Consider the following 16,677-nt stretch of genomic DNA (forward strand, 5'->3'; position numbering starts at 1 on the left):
CGGCTCAGACGCCCGAGTCGGAGGTGCGGACCAGGATCCGCGAGCAGTTCTCGCAACGGACCACCTTGTCGGCCGGCTCGGCCTTGATGGCGTTCAGCTCGGTGATGGAGAACTCGGTGCGGCAGCCCTCGCAGCGGCGCTGGTAGAGGCGGGCCGCGCCGACGCCGCCCTGGGTCTCGCGCAGCTTGGCGTACACCTTCAGCAGGTCGGCGGGGATGACGGTGGCGACGGTCTCGCGGTCGCGCTTGACCTTGTCGGCCTCGCCGTCGATCTCGGCGAAGGAGGCGTCGCGGCGGCCCTCGGCCTCCTTGAGCACGATGGTGGAGTGCTCCAGGCGGGCGGACAGCTCCTCGACCCGGGTGTTGGCGCTCTCCTGGCGCTCCATGATCTCCAGCACGACCTCCTCCAGGTCGCCCTGGCGCTTGGCGAGCGAGCCGATCTCGTGCTGGAGGTTCTCCAGGTCCTTCGGCGAGGTGATCGCGCCGGAGTCCAGGCGCTGCTGGTTGCGGGCGGCACGGGAGCGGACCTGCTCGACGTCCTGCTCGGCCTTGGTCAGCTCGCGGGCGGTGTCGCCCCTCTGGGCCTCGGCGGCGACGACGAGGTCCTTGAGCGCGGTGTGGTCGGCGGTGGCCTTGTCGATCTCGGCGTGCTCGGGCAGGCTCCGGCGCCGGTGGGCCAGCTGGTCGAGCTTCGAGTCGATGGCCTGGAGGTCGAGCAGGCGGATCTGGTCGGCGGGCGCGGCGTTCAAGCGGAGAGCTCCTGTGAATCGGGTCAGGCGGTGAAGGACATGGGGGCGTGCGCGGTCCACGGGTCGGTGACCCGGTGGGAGACCTTGGTCTCCACGGCCCAGCCGCGCTTGTCGGCGACGGCCAGCAGGGCCCGCTCGGCCAGGGTGAGCCAGGGCCACTCGGTGGCCCAGTGGGCGGCGTCGAGCAGCGCGACGGGCGCCGCCTCGGCGGCCTCGGAGGCCGGGTGGTGACGCAGGTCGGCGGTCAGGTAGGCGTCCACGCCGGCCGCCCGGACGTCGGCGAAGAGGCTGTCGCCCGAGCCGCCGCACACCGCGACCCGGCTGACCAGCCGGTTCGGGTCGCCGGAGACGCGGACGCCGGCGGCGGTGGCGGGCAGGCCCTTCGCCACCTGCGCGGCGAAGGCGGAGAGGGGCAGCGGGGGCTCCAGCAGGCCGATCCGGCCGGTGCCGCGGCGGCCCAGCGGGTCGGTCGGGTCCGGTACCAGCGGGCCGGTGACCCGCAGGCCCACCGCCTCGGCGAGCGCGTCCGAGACGCCGGGGTCGGCGTGGTCGGCGTTGGTGTGGGCGACGTGCAGGGCGATGCCGTTGGTGATCAGCGTGTGCACCACCCGGCCCTTGAAGGTGGTGGCCGCGACGCTGGTGGTGCCGCGCAGGTAGAGGGGGTGGTGGGTGACCACGAGGTCGGCGCCCCACTCCACGGCCTCGTCGACGACCGCCTGGACGGGGTCGACGGCGAAGAGCACGCGGTTGACCTCGGCCTGAGGGTCCCCGCAGACCAGGCCGACGGCGTCCCAGGACTCCGCCCACTGCGGCGGGTAGACCTCTTCGAGCGCGGTGATGACGTCGGACAGTTTCGGCACCTGTCGAGACTACCGTGCGCGCGGGCGCGGTCGGGCCTCGGCCGTTCGGCGGGCTGCCGGGGGAGTCGCGGCGGCTGTTCGGACGCGGGAGCTGTGGGCGTACGGGTGCGCGTCAATCTGTGACGGGAGGCGCCCGGCGGGGCCCGCGCGCTCCGTACGCGGCCGCGCGCCGGGCGCCCGTTACTCACAGCAGGGTTCTCGTACGAATTCGAAACCACGCCTTGATCACCCTTACGAGTGAAGTGACCGGCTCTGCGTTGAGGCTTCGGCCGGCTCGAAAGTAACTTCACTCCTGCGAACGGGAGTTGCACCGGCGGCAGCCACGACCCGGAGTCGGGCGGATGCCGCGCGGGCCGGACGGGATCCGGGTGAGCACTCCCGTGCCGGGGCGGCACCGCCGCCCCCTCCGGGGAAACCGATCGGGCCGGGCCGCCGCCCCGGGTGCCGCGAGCAGTGGGCACCCGGCGCGGCGGCGGAGACGAAGGGATGTGGTGGCGAATGAGGGCGGGCACATCGCTGCGTGCGGCCGGGGACAGGGGATCGGTGGAGCGCGGACCGGATGCGGCGGGTTCGTGGCCGGAGACGACACGGGCGGCACTGACCGGTGCCGGAGGCCGGGGAGGCGGCGGTGACCGGGACGTCACCGCCGGCGGCTTCCGGCGCGCGGCCAGGCCGCCCGTGTCCTCGCCGCGCGTTCCTGCCCCTTCTCCCGGCGCCGCCCCTTCCGGCAAGGCGCTTCCCTCCGCGCCTGCCCCTTCCTCCGCTTCCGCCGCGGCCCCTTCGGCCGGGGCGAAGCGCCGGGGCGGGGTGCTGCTGGCCGGGCGGTACGCGCTGACCGCCGCCGTCCGGCACGACGCGGAGGGCGGGGTGTTCCTCGGCCGGGAGGTGTCGAGCGGTGCCGAGGTCGTGGTCAAGCAGGCCCGGGCGCACACGGGGGTGGACCGGGCCGGCACCGACGCCCGCGACGCGCTGCGGCACGAGGCCGCGCTGCTCGCCCGACTGGCGGGGCAGGGCCTGGCGCCGCTCGCCGTCGAACTGATCGAGCAGGAGGACTCCGTCTTCCTGGTGCAGGAACGAATCGCCGGGCAGCCCCTGGACGACTGGGTGGCCGCGCGGCTGCGGCGCGACGGCCGCCCCGACGTCGACTGGGCCGAGGCCGGGCCGGTGGCGCACGGACTGCTCGATCTGGTCGAACAGGTGCACGCCCAGGGGCTGGTGCTGCGCGACCTCTCCCCCGGCAACGTCATGGTCCGCCCGGACGGCACGCTGCGGCTGGCCCACCTCGAACTCGCCGCCGAAACCGGACGCCCCGCGGGCTCGGCCGGCGCCCCCGGCTACCGCGCCCCCGAGCACGGGCCCGGCCGGCTCGCCGCCGCCGACCGCGGCCGCGTCGCCGATCCGGCCGTCGACCTGTACGCCCTCGGCGGACTCCTCTTCCTACTGGCCACCGGCCACGACCCGCTGCTGTCCGAGGACCTCCCGCGGGCCCGCCCGGTCGCCGAACGCCTCGGCCGCTGGCTCGCCCTCGCGGCCAGGACCGGCGGGACGGCCCGTCGGCTGGCGCCGGCGATCCTCGGGCTGCGCGCCGAGCATCCGCGGCAGCGGTGGGGAGTGGCCCGGGTGCGGGCGGCGCTGCGCGACGACCTCCTGGTGCCCCCGGACGGGACCGGGGCCTGCCGCGCCCCCGGCTACGGCACCGGCGCGGCAGGCCCGCCGGCCTTCCGGCCGCGGCTGCGCCACGGCGGCCCCCGGCTCCGGCCGGACACGACAGGCCCGTCCGGCGCCGCGCGCCCGGCCGGCACCACCGGGGTGAGCGGAGCATGAACGTGGCCACCCGGACCGTGACCCAGGCCCTGCGCCGGCTGAACTTCGCCTTCGCCGCCGACGGCAGCCACGCCGCCTGCCTCGCCTCCTCGGCCGACAGCGGCTGGTACGTGGAGAGCTGGCGGCTTCCGCAGGACGGCGGGCCGGCCGCGCCGACCGCACTGGCACTGCCCGGCAACCGCTCGGAGAGCCTGCGCTCGCAGCTGGTCGCCCTGCCGGACGGCTCGGTGCTGATCTGTCGGCACGACGGCGACCGGCACGACCTGTCCCGCCTGACGCCGGGCGAAAGCTCCGCTGTGGAACAGCCGTCGGGTGCGCTCAGGATGGCCGGACTGCGGATGCTGCCGCTCCCGGCGGCGGCCGGGGCCGGGCCGCGGACGCCGGTGGCGGTCGCCCTCGGCAGCGACACCCGCCCGGCGACCACCGCCTGGCTGGTGCGGACGGACGGCAGCGAGCCCGAACAGGTCGCCGAGATCCCCGGGTTGCACGGCGGCGGCACCTGGCTCGACCGTACGGGCACACTGCTCGCGCTGGACCGGGTGAACGACGGCCTGGTCCGCAGCGTGGTGCTCGACCTGCGCACCGGCCGCACCACCCCGCTGCTGGAGATCGGCCCGCACAGCAACGACCGCCTCGTCCTGTTCGACCCGGAAAGCCGGTTCGCGATGGTGCGCAGCGACGCGCCCGGCACCGACCGGCTCGGCTGGGGTCTCCTCGGCACCGGGGAGCCGCTGCGGTTCCCGGAGTGCCTGCACGTCGCGGGCATGCTCCTGCGGCCGGTGGCCCTGCGGGTGGCGGCGGACGGCCCCCGGGTCGCGGTGCAGATCGACCACGGCGCGGGCTCGACACTCGCGCTGTGGCGGCCCGCCACCGGACGGCTGGACCCGCTGCCGGCGCCGCCCGGGCGACTCGGCGCGGTCGGCCACTGGGGCGAGGCCGGGCTTCGGCTGCCGTACTCCTCGCCCGACCGTCCGACGGCGCTGGCCACCCTGGACGTCGACGCGCTGCTGGCGCACGGCCCGCTCCCGGCCGCCTCCGCCCCGGTACCGCTGCCGCTTCAACTCGCGCCGCTGGCCTCGGGGTTGCCCGGCCCGTGGCGGGACACCGTCCTGCCCTGGCAGCCCGGTGGGATGCGCCCGGTACGGACCACACCGCCCGGCTGGCGGCTGGACGGCAGCACCCCGCCCGGCGACGGCGGCCGCTGGCAGCCCGCGCAGAGCCTCGAACTGGCGGGCCCGGCAGGCCCGTTGGAGGCCGTGGTGTACGGCGGGGACAGCTGGCTGAGCAGCCCGCACCTGGTGCTGGCGCTGCACGGCGGCCCGGCGGACGCTTGGCGGCTGGAGTTCGACCCGGCGCTGCAGCGGATGGCCGCCGAGGGCCTGGCGGTGGTCGCGCCCAACCAGCGCGGCTCCACCGGCTACGGCGTGGCGCACGCGCTGGCCATCCGGGGCGCCTGGGGCGGCCCCGACCTGGACGACGTCCTGTACCTGCTGGACGGCATCGCCGGCCAGCGCGCCGCCCTGGGCCTGGAGCCGCCCGCCCTCTTCGGGGTCAGCTACGGCGCCTTCCTCGCGCTGCTGGCGGCCGCGCACGCGCCGGCCGGGCAGGTCGCCCGCTGCGCGGTGGTCGCACCGTTCCTGTCCGGCGCCCGGCTGCTGGCCGAAGCGGCGCCCCCCGTGGGGGCGTTGGCCACCCGCCTGGGCGGTGGCGAGCCGATCTCCGACGCCCGCGGACCGCGCGACGTCCTGCAACTCGCACACCGGCTGAGCGCGCCGCTGCTGATGGTGCACGGCAACCGGGACGAGGTCGTGCCGGTGAGCCAGTCCCGGTCGCTGCGGCACGAACTGCTGCGGATCGGCCGGGTCGAGGGCGAGGACTTCCGGTACGTCGAGGCGGCGGGCTCCGGGCACGAGGTGCTCGCCGACGAGGGCGCCGCCGTCCTGCACGAGCTGCTGGCCACGTTCCTGCGGACCGGCCGTCCGGGCTGATCCGCCCTCCGCCCGCCGAAGATCACGAACTCCCGGACCTTCCCGGACCCTCACGGACCCTCCCGCACGGCCGGGCGGCCCCGATGCCGCGCTGGGCGATCCGAGTGAACTGCGCAGGTGAGCGCGGGCCGTCGGCCCGGCCCGGCGACCTCCGGACACCGCCCCCGGTCCACCGCGAGCCGGTGCGCCGCCGGCCCGGCCCCGGGCCCCGGACCAGCACGGGACTCGCGTCAGGATCTCGATAGGATCTCGCCCGTCCCGGCCGTTATGGTGGCCGGGGCACGGGCCGTGATCACCGGCTACGGGCGCGTACCGAGCACCCGATCGGGGACCCGACCGTGCGCCACCGGCGCCGGCCGGGCGCCGATGACCCGCACCCTCCGCACGGAAAAGACGAATCTCATGTCCGACACCCTCACCGACACCACCGGACCCGCGGTTACCGGGACCGACGCCGACGAGAAGACGGCCAAGGACACCGGGTCGCACGGCCGCCACCGCGGTGGCTCCGCCGACGACGACAGCCCGGAGACCGACCCGCACGGCCGCCACCGCGCGGCCGGCGCGCGGGGCTGACCGCGCCACCACCGGGGCGTCGGCACCAAGGGCACCGCGCAGCAGCACCGCACGGCGGTGCCGCGCCCGAGGGCCCGCCGGGAGAGCACGGACTCCCCCGGCGGGCCCTCGCTCTTCCCCGGGCCCCGCCCGGCCGTCCCCGCGTCCCGCCCCCGGCCCGGCCCGGCCCTCAGTCCATCGTGACGACCGTCCGCAGCGCCTCGCCGCTGCGCATCTGCGCGATCGCCTCGTTGACGTCCGCGAGCCCCACCCGGTGGGTGACCATCCCGTCGAGGTCGATCCGCCCGGCCCGCCAGAGGTCCACGACCAGCCCGATGGTGCGCGTCACCGTCGCCCCGCCGTACAGCGAGGGCAGCAGGCGCTTCTCGTTGAAGAACAGCTCGCCCATGGTGAACTGCGCGAGGTCGTCCTGCGCGCCCGCGCCGATGACCACCACCGCGCCGCCGCGCCGGGCGGCCTCGTAGCCGGCCCGGACGGTGGCCGCGCGGCCGACCGCCTCGAAGACGTAGTCGAAGCCGCCGCCGGGCAGCTTCTTGGCCGCCGCCTTCAGGTCCTCGGGCGCGATCGCCTCGGTGGCGCCGAAGGCCAGGGCGCGCTCGCGGCGCGAGGCCACCGGGTCGACGACGGTGATCCGGCCGGCGCCGCAGACCCGGGCGCCCTGCACGGTGGCCACACCGACCCCGCCCGCCCCGATCACCGCGACGGAGGCGCCGGGCTCGACCCGGGCGGTGTTCACGGCGGCGCCGATGCCCGTGGTCACTCCGCAGCCGATCAGCGCGGCGGCCTCGTAGGGGAGGTCGGCGGGCACCTTGATGACGGCGTTCGCCGCGACCACGACCTCCTCGGCGAAGGCCCCGGTGCCGTAGAAGCCTGAGGCGTTCAGCTCGCCCTCGGCGATCCGGAAGCCCGGGGCGCCGAGGCCGCGCAGGCTGGCGATGCACAGGTGGCCGCGGTCCCGGCGGCAGTGGTCGCAGCGGCCGCACGGGGCCATCCAGCAGAGCACCACCCGGTCACCGGCGGCGAGGCCGGTGACGCCCTCGCCCACCTCCACCACGTCCCCGGCGCCCTCGTGCCCGGGGACGAACGGCGCGGGCTGCGGCAGCACGCCGCTCATCGCGGAGAGGTCCGAGTGGCAGAGGCTGGCGGCGCGCATCCGGACCCGTACGGTGCCCGGCCCGAAGCCCACGGCCGTCACGTCCTCGCGGACGTCGAGGGTCTCCTGGCCGGTCTTGTGCAGGACGGCTGCGCGCATGGTGCTGCTCCCGGGGTGCCTGGTGTTCCTCGGATCGGCGGTCGCGCCGATTCTGGCACGGGCGGCGCGGCGCGACGAGAACGCGTTCCACAACAAGCGGCCGGCGGAACTGTGCGGATCCACTGTCCTTCCACCACCGGAACACGCCATGATCACCACCGTGTCGATACCCCCGCAGACGTCCCCACCGACGTCCCCACCGACGTCGCCGCCGATCTCCGCCGAGCCGGCCGCCCACGGCGGGCCCTGCCCCCGCTGCGACGCCGCGCTGACCGCCGACCGGCGCTTCACCGCCTGGTGCCCGGCCTGCGACTGGAACCTGTCCCCCGGTCAGGACGGCACCGCCGCGCCCACCCGGCGCGAGCGGGCGGCGGCCGACCGCACCGACCGGCTGTTCGAGGAGCAGGCCGCGGGCGGCGACTCCCCCACCGCCCGCCGCGACTGGCTGCTGGCCTCCGCCGCCGTTCCGATCCACCTGGTCACCGTCGGCCTGTTCTTCCTGGCGCTCTGGCTGCTCGTCACCGGGAACACGGTGCAGCGCTGCGCGGGCGCGGTGGCGCTGGTGATCGCGGTCGCGCTGCGCCCCCGGCTCGGCCGGTTGCCGCGCGAGAACGTCCTCGACCGGGCCTCGGCTCCGGCGCTGTACGGGCTGGCGGACCGGGTTGCCGCCGAGCTCGGTGCCGCGCCGGTGGCCGCCATCCAGGTCACCGACGAGTTCAACGCCTCCTACGGGCTGGTGGGGCTGCGCCGCCGTCCCGTCCTCCGGCTGGGTCTGCCGCTCTGGGAGGTGCTGGACGACCGGCAGCGGATCGCCCTGCTCGGCCACGAGTTCGGCCATCACGTCAACGGCGACCACCGGCGCTCGTTCTGGCTGCACAGCGCGATCGTGGCGCTCGCGGCCTGGTACGACATGGTCCGGCCCGACCGTCCGGGCCGCCGGCCCGGCGACGAGGTCTCGCTGCTGATCCGGATCGGCGCGATGGTCGGCGCGGTCGTCCTGCGGGCCGTCGCCTGGCTGCTGCTCCAGGGCCTGTACCTGTTCGACCGGCTCACCTCCCGCGCCGGACAGCAGGCCGAGTACCGAGCGGACGCCCTCGCCGTCCGGGTCGGCGGCAGCGAGGCGGCCGGTGGCATGCTCTCGACCTTCCTGCTGTTCGGCCCGGTGTGCACGGCCGTGGACCGGATCCGCGCCGAGGAGCGCCGGCGTCCCCGGACGGTCCGCCGCGGCCGGGGCCGGACGGCCGAGCAGCCGGAGCCGCCGAAGCCGCCCGCCCCGGACCTGCTCTGGGAGCGCCTGCGCGAGCACCTCGGCTCCGTCCCCGCCACCGAGCGCGAGCGCCTGCTGCGGCTCAGCGCCCGTGACCGCGTCGCCGTGGACTCCACCCACCCGCCGACCCATCTGCGGATCGCGCTGGTCGAGCGCGCGGAGGCCCGGCCGGCCGCCGTCACCGCCGCCCCCGCCGAGGCCGGGGCGATTGCCGCCGAGCTGGCCCCGCACCGCGCCCGGATCGCCGCCGAGCTGCTCGCCGGTTGAGCACCGGACGGGCACTGGGCGGGCACCGACTGCTCGCGGGCCGGGCACCGTGAGCCCGCGCGGCCCCGGCCGCCCCGGCCGCCCCGGCGCCGTCGCCGCCGCTACCGTCGAGTAGGGTCCGTGCACGTCCGCCCGCGTCCCGACCCCCGAGGAGCACCGCATGTCCGACCTGCTGCTGAGCGCCGAGCCGGCGCCCGAGGTGCTGGCGGCGTTCGAGGAGGCCACCGGGTTCATGCCGGTGGACGAGGGGCTCGCACTGTACGCGGCGGCGGTGGCGGTGGCACGCGGCACCGGGCTGCCGGTGCTGGAGATCGGCACCTACTGCGGCCGCTCGGCGATCCTGCTCGCGGCGGCGGCGCGGGAGGCCGGGACCGTCGCGCTGACCGTCGACCACCACCGCGGTTCGGAGGAGCAGCAGCCCGGCTGGGAGTACCACGACTCGACGCTGGTCGACCCCGAGGTCGGGCTGATGGACACCCTGCCGAGGTTCCGCCGCACCCTGCACGCCGCCGGGCTGGAGGAGCACGTGGTGGCGCTGGTCGGCCGTTCGCCGCGGATCGCCGCGCTGTGGGGGCGCCCGCTGGGCCTGGTGTTCATCGACGGCGGGCACACCGACGAGCACGCGACCGGCGACTACGAGGGCTGGGTGCCGCACCTGGCGCCGGAGGGCCTGCTGGTGGTGCACGACGTCTTCCCGGATCCGGCGGACGGCGGCCAGGCCCCGTACCGGGTGTACCTGCGGGCGCTGGCCGAGGGCTTCGAGGAGGTCTCGGTGACGGGCTCCCTGCGGGTCCTGCGCCGAGCCGCCCGGTAGCGCGTTCCTTCCCGCGTCCCCGCACCGATGCTCTAACGTCGTGCCGGGGCTGTCGGGCGGGGGTTCGAACGGTACGGTGGCCGCGCAGCACCAGGCAGAGCGCAGATCATCGGCGGACGGTGGGGGCCAGCAGCGACATGACGGACCAGCAGAACAGCGCTCCGGCGGTCTGGGACCCCACCGCGCGCGGCGGTGCCGGCGGCTGGGTGCGCGGCCCGCAGCGCCCGGCCGAAGCCCAGTCCGCCCCCGGGGCTCCCGCCGCCCCCCAGCCTCCCGCGGCCCCGCAGTCCGCGGCTCCGCAGGCCGCCGCCCACCCCGGCCCGACGGCCCCGCCGTCCGTGCCCGGCGCCGTCGGCGACCAGGGCCCGCCGCTGGGCGCCCGCCCGTACCTGGCCGCCTCGCCCGGCTACGATCCGCCGACCGCCCGGCTGTTCCCCGCCGCTCCGCCGCCCCCGGCCGCCCCGCCCCCGGCCTCGCCGTTCCCCTCCCATGCGGGTCCGCAGTCCCACGCCCCGCAGCAGGCACCGCAGCAGGCCGCCGGCTACGACTACCTCCTGCAGCCGCCCGCCGCCCCGCCGCAGTCCCCGTACGGCGCCCAGCCTCCTTACGGCACCCAGCCCGACTATCCGACCGGCCACGGGGACGACGAGGACCGGCCCACCAACCGCAGGACCCCGCTGCTGATCGGCTCGGCACTGCTGCTGGTGCTGGCGATCGGCGGCGGCCTGCTGTTCGCCCTCCAGGGCGGCGACAAGGACGACCGGGCCGTGCCCGCCCCGGCCTCCGCCCCGGCGACCGGCCCGGACAACCTGCCGCCCGCCCCCGCGCCCACGGGCACGGACGGCGCGCCGAGCGCCGCAGCGAGCGCCTCCGGCTCGCCCGCCGGCACGCCGTCCCCGACCGCGACCGGCCCCGGTCCGGCCGCCGGCACGCAGGCCCAGGCGCTGGACAGTCTGCTCAGCGAGGGCGAGAACGCCAAGGCCCCGATCGGCAGCGCCGTCGCCAAGGTGACCAGCTGCCCGCCGAAGGCCGACATCGAGAGCGCCGCGCAGGACTTCGACAACGGCGCGAGCCAGCGGGCCGCCCTGCTGGCCAAGCTCTCCCAACTGACCGTCACGGACGTGCCGGGCGGCGCGGACGCGGTGAACTCGCTGAAGTCCGCCTGGCAGCTGTCGGCCGACATCGACAAGGCGTACGCGAGCTGGGCGCGCGCCGTCGCCGCCCAGGGCTGCACCGGCAGGGCCCCGGCCACCCCTGACAAGAAGCGCGCGGACGAGCTCAACCCGAAGGCCACCCAGGCGAAGACGGACTTCATGACCAAGTGGAACGTGATCGCGAAGAACTACGGTCTGACTCCGCGCACCCAGGACAGGATCTGACCGACCAGTGACCGGTTCCGCCGCCCGACCGCCCCGCCGCTCCGCCCTGCTGCGCGCCACCACGGCCGCGGCCGTGGCCGTTCCGCTCTGCACGGCGGGCTGGTTCGGCTGGCGGGCCCTCGACCACTCCGGCCCGGCGGGCGCCGCGGCGGCCCCGGCCACGTCGTCCCCGGGCTCGGCCCCGGCCGCCGAGCCCCCGGCTCCGACGGCCACGGACCAGCCGGCCACGGACCAGCCGGCCGCCACCGGCACACCCCTCACCCCTCCGGTCGCACCGGCGCCCACCGACAGCGGCCCCACCGGCGGCGCCCCCTCGGCCGGGACCCCGGCCCCGCCCGCCGACACCGCCACCGGCCTGGCCGGCCGCACCGTCCTGCTCGACCCCGGCCACAACCCCGGCAACTCCGCCCACACCGCCGAGATCAACCGCCAGGTGGACATCGGCAACACCCGCAAGGAGTGCGACACCACCGGCACCGAGACCAACGCGGGCTACTCCGAGGCCGAGTACACCTTGGACGTCTCCCGCCGGGCCCGCGCCATCCTGACCGCCCGGGGCGCCAAGGTGGTGCTGGCGCAGGACGGCGACCGCCCCTGGGGCCCGTGCATCGACGAACGCGCCCGCGCGGGCGCCGACGCGCACGCCGACGTCGCGCTCTCGGTGCACGGGGACGGCGGCCCGGCGAGCGGCAGCGGATTCCACGTGATCATGCCCGCCAGGGTGGTGGCCGGAAAGGCGGACAACGCGGCCATCGTCGATCCCTCGCACCGGCTCGGCCTCCTGCTGCGCGAGCGGTTCCACGCCGCGACCGGCGAACCGTACGCGGACTACACCGCCAAGGACGGCCTGGACACCCGCTCCGACCTGGGCGGCCTCAACCTCTCCACCGTCCCCAAGGTGTTCATCGAGTGCGGTAACATGCGCAACTCGACGGACGCGAAGCGGATGACGGACCCTCAGTGGCGCCAACAGGCGGCCCAGGGGATCGCCGACGCACTGACCGCGTTCCTGACGACCCAAGAGAAGACCGAAGAGCGACACGGGAGTTGAACCGCACACCCCCGGAGGACGACGCTCCGCCCGGACCGCACGGTTTGCAACGACTTCGCCCCATTCCCGGTCCCGCCGTGCACCGGCAGGACGGATGGGCCTAGGCTTCTGGTCCGTTCGGGAGTTTCGGCCGGTCGGCCCGACCGCACGAACCACCGTCCACGACACGTCAACGAGGGGAACGTTAGTGAATCTGCGCGCTCTCACCAGGGGAGACGCCGCCGTCGCAGGCGCGGCCGTCCTGCTCTTCATCGCCTCCTTCCTGCCCTATCTGGCCGCGGACTGCAGCGGTCGGCTCTGTGCGGACGCCTCAAAGAACGCGTGGAGCACCGATCTGTTCCCCGTCCTGCCCTCGATCTACCTGCTCGGCATCGTCGCCGCCGCGCTGATCCTGGTGCAGCGCTTCCAGGGCCAGGCCGCGGCCAACCGACAGGTCCTCGGCCTGCGACTGGACCAGTGGGGCATCGCCTTCGCGGTCGCCGCGCTGTGGACCTCGGTCTGGTCCCTGGGCGCCAGCCCGTACGGCCCGAACGTCAGCCACGGCTTCGGCGCCTGGCTCGGCTTCATCGCGCTGATCGTGCTCGCCGGCGCGGCCGCCGCGAGCCCCCTGGTGCCCGCGCTGAAGGCCCCGCTGGTCTCCGACCGCCCGGCGGCCGTCCCCGGCCAGTACGGCTACCCGGGCCAGCCGGGTCACCCGGGTGCGCCCGGCCAGCCCGGTCAGTACGGCTACCCGGCCCAGGGCCACGACCCGGCGTTCGGCGGCCAGGGCGGCTACGGCTACCCGGGCGCCGGCCAGCCGCAGCCCGGCCAGCCGGTCCAGCCGCACGACGCCGGCACCCCGGTGCCGCAGCCGGCCCCGGCCGCGCAGCAGCAGGCGGCCGCCCCGGCGGCGGACTTCCAGCCGTTCTGGTTCGCCGTCCCGGCCCCACGCCAGCTGGCCCCGAAGGACAACCCGGCCGGCGCCCCGGTCGGCGAGGTCGTGCCGGGCACCTGGTACCTGGCCGTCGAGCAGCGCGGCGCCGCGCTGGTCGCGCAGCTGCCGGACGGCAGCCAGGGCGTGCTGGCCGACACCACGGGCATCCAGCGCGGCTGACCGCCCGCGGGCACGTACCGCGAAGGGGCGGGACCGGTTCTCCGGTCCCGCCCCTTCCGCATGAGCGCTCGCCTTCCGTACGCGCGACCGACCGTCGTACGCGTCCGACTGCCCGCTCGCAGGCCCGGCTGCCCGTACGCGCGTACGGCTACCGCACGCGCGCCCGGCTCAGCAGCAGTCCTCGACCACCAGCCCGGCCGGCAGCTGCTCCCCGCCGAAGACCGAGACCGTCGCCGGGTCCCCGCCGAGCGCGGCCACCGCGAGCAGCAGCGCCCCGGCCGTCCAGGTGGTGCGCTCCTCCGGCCAGATCGCGTCGTCCTCGAAGACGTACCCGGTCCAGTACGAGCCGTCCTCGTGCCGCAGGTGCTTCTGGATCCAGCGCAGGATGTCCACCGCGCGGTCGGACTGGCCGATCGCCCAGAGCGCGAGCGCCAGCTCGGCGCTCTCCCCGCCGGTCACCCACGGGCGGTCGCTGACGCAGCGCACGCCGAGGCCGGGGACGACGAAGCGCTCCCAGTCCCGCTCGATCCGGGCCACCGCCGCGTCGCCGCGCAGGCCGGTGCCGAGCACCGGGTAGTACCAGTCCATCGAGTAGCGGTCCTTGTCCAGGAACCGCTCGGGGTGGTGGGAGACGGCGTGCCCCAGCCGCCCGGCCGCGAGCTCCCAGTCGGGCTGCGGCTCCTCCAGGTACTCGGCGACGGCCAGGCCGCAGCGCAGCGCGTGGAGGATGCTGGACGAGCCGGTGAGCAGCGCCTCGTCGGTGGCGGTGCCGTCCTCGGAGACCCGCCAGGCGATCGGGCCGCCGGGCAGCCGCAGTCCGACGATGAAGTCCAGGGCGCGCCGGACGACCGGCCAGATCCACTCCAGGAAGGCGTCGTCGCCGGTGCTGAGGTGGTGGTGCCAGACCCCGACCGCGACGTACGCGCAGAAGTTGCTCTCCTTGGCCCGGTCGGTGACCACGCCGTCGGTGTAGGCGGCGTACCAGGAACCGTCCGGGTTCTGGGCGGCGGCGAGCCAGCGGTAGGCGGCCTCGGCGGCGGCGTGCTCGCCGGCCGTGTCGAGGGCCATCGCGGCCTCGGTGTGGTCCCAGGGGTCGAGGTGGTGGCCGGCGAACCACGGTATGGCGCCGTCGGGGCGCTGCTCGGCCAGGATGCTGCGGACGGTGTCGGCGGCCTGCTCGGCGTCGAGCACCCCGTCGAGCAGCAGCACCTCGGGGACGGCGGCGGTCATGCCGTCCTGCCCGGCGCGCGGTTGGGCTTGGAGGCGTACGCGACGAAGCTCTTGCCGATCACCGGGTTGAGCGCCCGCTCGGCGGCCTTGGTGAGGCTGCTGATCACCGGGGTGCCGACGATGTCCCAGACCAGCAGCTGGTGGTACGCCTTCACCGGCAGCGCCTTGTCGTTGTCGACGCCGACCGCGCACTTGATCCACCAGTACGGCGAGTGCAGCGCGTGCGCGTGGTGGGTGCCGTACGGCTCCAGGCCGGCGTCCTTGAGCTTGCCGAGCAGCTCGTCGCCCCGGTAGATCCGGATGTGGCCGCCCTCGTTCGCGTGGTACTCGTCGGACAGGGCCCAGCAGATCTTCTCGGGCAGCCAACGCGGCACGGTCACGGCGAGCAGGCCGCCCGGCTTGAGGACCCGGAACATCTCGTTGAGCACGCCCTTGTCGTCCGGGATGTGCTCCATCACCTCGGAGATGATGATCTTGTCGAAGGATTCGTCCTCGAACGGCAGCGCCAGCGCGTTGCCCTCCATCGCGACCGCCGACGCCCCCTCGGGGGCCTCACCGGCCTGCTCCATCGCCGCGAACCACTTCCTGACCTCGGCGATCTCCCCGGCGTTCTGGTCGAGGGCGATCACGTTGGCGCCGCGGCGGTAGCACTCGAACGCGTGCCGGCCCCCGCCGCAGCCCAGGTCGAGCACCCGGTCGCCAGGGGCGAGCGGGAAGCGCGAGAAATCGACGGTCAGCACTGCTGGACTCCCATTCCTATTGCTGCCAAGCGTTCTTGACGCCTCGTCAGGCCTTCGTTCAGCACGTCGCACTGCGCCGGGCGGGCCCCGACCCGCCGTCACCGACCCGTCGTCACCGACCCGCCGCCACCGGCCGGGCGGCCGACCGGGACGGCGCCGTCCGCCCGTGCGCGTCGACAGGGCCCTAGGCCACGTACCGCCAGCCCGGCCCCGAGCGGGCCCGGGCGCCGGCGCCGGTGGCGATCGCCGCGCGGTAGGCCTCGGCGGTCAGCTCGGCGGCCCGCTCCCAGGTGAACCGGGCGAGCACCCGCTGCCGTCCGGCCGCGCCGAGTCCGGCCCGCAGCTCGGGGTCGTCCAGCAGCCGGCCGAGCGCGGCGGCCAGCGCGTCCGCCTCCCCCGGCGGCACCGCCAGGCAGGTCTCCCCGTCCGGCCCGGCCACCTCGGGGATCGCCCCGCCGGTGGTGGCGACCAGCGGGGTGCCGGTGGCCATCGCCTCGGCGGCGGGCAGCGAGAAGCCCTCGTACAGGGAGGGGACGCAGGCCACCTCGGCCGAGCGGTAGAGGTCGACCAGCTCGCGGTCGGTCAGTCCGCTGCGGAACTCGATGTGCCCGGCCAGCCCGAAGCGGCGCACCGCCTCGGCCACCGGCCCGTCCTCCTTCTGCGGCTTGCCGACCACCACCAGGTGGGCGTCCCGCTCGGTGCGCACCTTGGCGAGCGCCTCGACCAGGAAGACCAGGCCCTTCAGCGGGACGTCCGCGCTGGAGGTGGTGACGATCCGGCCGGGGACGCGCCCGATCTCCGCCGAGGGCGACCAGAGCCGGGTGTCGGCACCGATCGGCACCACCGAGATCGCGTCCGGCGCGGCGCCCAGGTGCTCGGCGATCTCGCGCTGCGAGGTCCCGGAGACGGTGATCACGTGGTCCAGCCGGGCGGCGACCCGGCGCTGCATCCGGGTGAAGGCGTACCAGCGGCGCAGCGAGAGCCGCTTGCCCCGGGTGGTGGCGGCGTCCAGCTCCAGCTGCCGGTCCACGGTGATCGGGTGGTGGATCGTGGTGACCAGCGGGAAGCCGTGCCGGGCCAGGCCGAGCAGGCCGTAGCCGAGGGTCTGGTTGTCGTGGACCACGTCGTAGCGGCCCTTGTGGGCGGCCAGGTACCGGCGGGCGCGCAGCGAGAAGGTGAGCGGCTCGGGGAAGCCGCCGGTGCGCATGGTGGCGAACTCCAGCACGTCCACCGGGCCGCGGAACTCGCCCCGGGCCGGGGTGCGGAAGGGGTCGTCGGCGCGGTAGAGGTCCAGGCTGGGCAGCTCCACCAGGCGCACCGAGCCGGGGCCGTCGACCTCGTCGAGCACCGGGTAGGGCTGGGCGCCGATCACGTCCACGTGGTGGCCGAGCCGCGCCAGCTCGCGGGAGAGGTGTCGTACGTACACGCCCTGACCCCCGCAGAAGGGGTCACCGCGGTACGACAGCAGGGCAATCCGCAGCGGCTGCGCGGTCATCCTGGGCCCTCTTCTCTAGCTGCTATCGGTGCTGCCGGTCGTGCTTCCGGTCGCTAAAGTAGATCAGGTTTCAATGGCTGGGGAACTCGTCGT

The 16,677-nt window shown here is 75.8% G+C and carries 14 protein-coding genes; 8 read left to right on the top strand and 6 right to left on the bottom strand.

The features are described from left to right. Positions 1 to 4 precede the first annotated feature (4 nt). Both ACFVHV_RS20460 and ACFVHV_RS20465 read right to left on the bottom strand, forming a co-directional pair. Positions 5 to 748 carry a C4-type zinc ribbon domain-containing protein gene (locus tag ACFVHV_RS20460; protein ID WP_359896899.1) on the bottom strand — a complete coding sequence of 248 codons (744 nt, stop codon included), beginning with the start codon at positions 746 to 748 and terminating at the stop codon, positions 5 to 7. A 23-nt stretch (positions 749 to 771) separates the two neighbouring features. Continuing rightward, positions 772 to 1,608 carry a Nif3-like dinuclear metal center hexameric protein gene (locus ACFVHV_RS20465; protein WP_380352524.1) on the bottom strand — a complete coding sequence of 279 codons (837 nt, stop codon included), beginning with the start codon at positions 1,606 to 1,608 and terminating at the stop codon, positions 772 to 774. Between the two features lie 807 nt (positions 1,609 to 2,415). Between ACFVHV_RS20465 and ACFVHV_RS20470 the strand changes: the two genes are divergently transcribed. The 3 genes from ACFVHV_RS20470 (at position 2,416) to ACFVHV_RS20480 (ending at position 5,996) form a co-directional block, all read left to right on the top strand. Further along, on the top strand, positions 2,416 to 3,432 hold the full coding sequence (locus ACFVHV_RS20470; protein ID WP_380352526.1) for a hypothetical protein: 1,017 nt from the start codon (positions 2,416 to 2,418) through the stop codon (positions 3,430 to 3,432). After that, the gene (locus tag ACFVHV_RS20475) at positions 3,429 to 5,420 is read left to right on the top strand and encodes an alpha/beta hydrolase family protein (protein WP_380352528.1); all 1,992 of its coding nucleotides are present in this window, start codon (positions 3,429 to 3,431) and stop codon (positions 5,418 to 5,420) included. Before ACFVHV_RS20470 ends, ACFVHV_RS20475 begins: the two co-directional genes overlap by 4 nt. Positions 5,421 to 5,822: 402 nt before the next feature. After that, positions 5,823 to 5,996, top strand: a complete 174-nt coding sequence (locus ACFVHV_RS20480) for a hypothetical protein (RefSeq protein ID WP_380352529.1) — start codon at positions 5,823 to 5,825, stop codon at positions 5,994 to 5,996. Positions 5,997 to 6,165: 169 nt separating this feature from the next. On the opposite strand, the gene ACFVHV_RS20485 is transcribed toward ACFVHV_RS20480, so the two are convergent. Next, positions 6,166 to 7,248, bottom strand: a complete 1,083-nt coding sequence (locus tag ACFVHV_RS20485; protein ID WP_380352530.1) for an alcohol dehydrogenase catalytic domain-containing protein — start codon at positions 7,246 to 7,248, stop codon at positions 6,166 to 6,168. 148 nt (positions 7,249 to 7,396) lie between these two features. On the opposite strand from ACFVHV_RS20485, the gene ACFVHV_RS20490 reads away from it, so the two are divergent. From ACFVHV_RS20490 to ACFVHV_RS20510, 5 genes are all read left to right on the top strand, one after another. Next, positions 7,397 to 8,782, top strand: coding sequence for a M48 family metallopeptidase (locus ACFVHV_RS20490; protein WP_380352532.1), 1,386 nt, complete (start codon positions 7,397 to 7,399; stop codon positions 8,780 to 8,782). Positions 8,783 to 8,942: 160 nt separating this feature from the next. Then, positions 8,943 to 9,596 (top strand): class I SAM-dependent methyltransferase, encoded by a 654-nt coding sequence (locus ACFVHV_RS20495; protein ID WP_359896888.1) that lies wholly within the window; start codon positions 8,943 to 8,945, stop codon positions 9,594 to 9,596. A gap of 137 nt (positions 9,597 to 9,733) precedes the next feature. Further along, the gene (locus ACFVHV_RS20500; RefSeq protein ID WP_359896885.1) at positions 9,734 to 10,975 is read left to right on the top strand and encodes a hypothetical protein; all 1,242 of its coding nucleotides are present in this window, start codon (positions 9,734 to 9,736) and stop codon (positions 10,973 to 10,975) included. 7 nt (positions 10,976 to 10,982) lie between these two features. Continuing rightward, the gene (locus ACFVHV_RS20505; protein ID WP_380352534.1) at positions 10,983 to 12,026 is read left to right on the top strand and encodes an N-acetylmuramoyl-L-alanine amidase; all 1,044 of its coding nucleotides are present in this window, start codon (positions 10,983 to 10,985) and stop codon (positions 12,024 to 12,026) included. Between the two features lie 187 nt (positions 12,027 to 12,213). Further along, entirely contained in the window at positions 12,214 to 13,119 is a 906-nt protein-coding gene (locus tag ACFVHV_RS20510) for a hypothetical protein (RefSeq protein ID WP_359896883.1), read from the top strand. A gap of 168 nt (positions 13,120 to 13,287) precedes the next feature. On the opposite strand, the gene ACFVHV_RS20515 is transcribed toward ACFVHV_RS20510, so the two are convergent. From ACFVHV_RS20515 to ACFVHV_RS20525, 3 genes are all read right to left on the bottom strand, one after another. Continuing rightward, complete coding sequence (locus tag ACFVHV_RS20515) at positions 13,288 to 14,349, bottom strand: prenyltransferase (RefSeq protein WP_380352536.1); 1,062 nt, start codon at positions 14,347 to 14,349, stop codon at positions 13,288 to 13,290. After that, positions 14,346 to 15,089: a methyltransferase domain-containing protein gene (locus ACFVHV_RS20520; RefSeq protein WP_359896878.1), complete on the bottom strand. Its 744-nt coding sequence runs from the start codon at positions 15,087 to 15,089 to the stop codon at positions 14,346 to 14,348. Before ACFVHV_RS20520 ends, ACFVHV_RS20515 begins: the two co-directional genes overlap by 4 nt. A 184-nt stretch (positions 15,090 to 15,273) precedes the next feature. Continuing rightward, the gene (locus tag ACFVHV_RS20525; RefSeq protein WP_359896876.1) at positions 15,274 to 16,584 is read right to left on the bottom strand and encodes a glycosyltransferase family 4 protein; all 1,311 of its coding nucleotides are present in this window, start codon (positions 16,582 to 16,584) and stop codon (positions 15,274 to 15,276) included. Positions 16,585 to 16,677: the final 93 nt, after the last annotated feature.

The organism is Kitasatospora sp. NPDC127116 (assembly GCF_042677365.1).
GTDB classification, from domain to species: Bacteria; Actinomycetota; Actinomycetes; order Streptomycetales; family Streptomycetaceae; genus Kitasatospora; species Kitasatospora lactacystinica.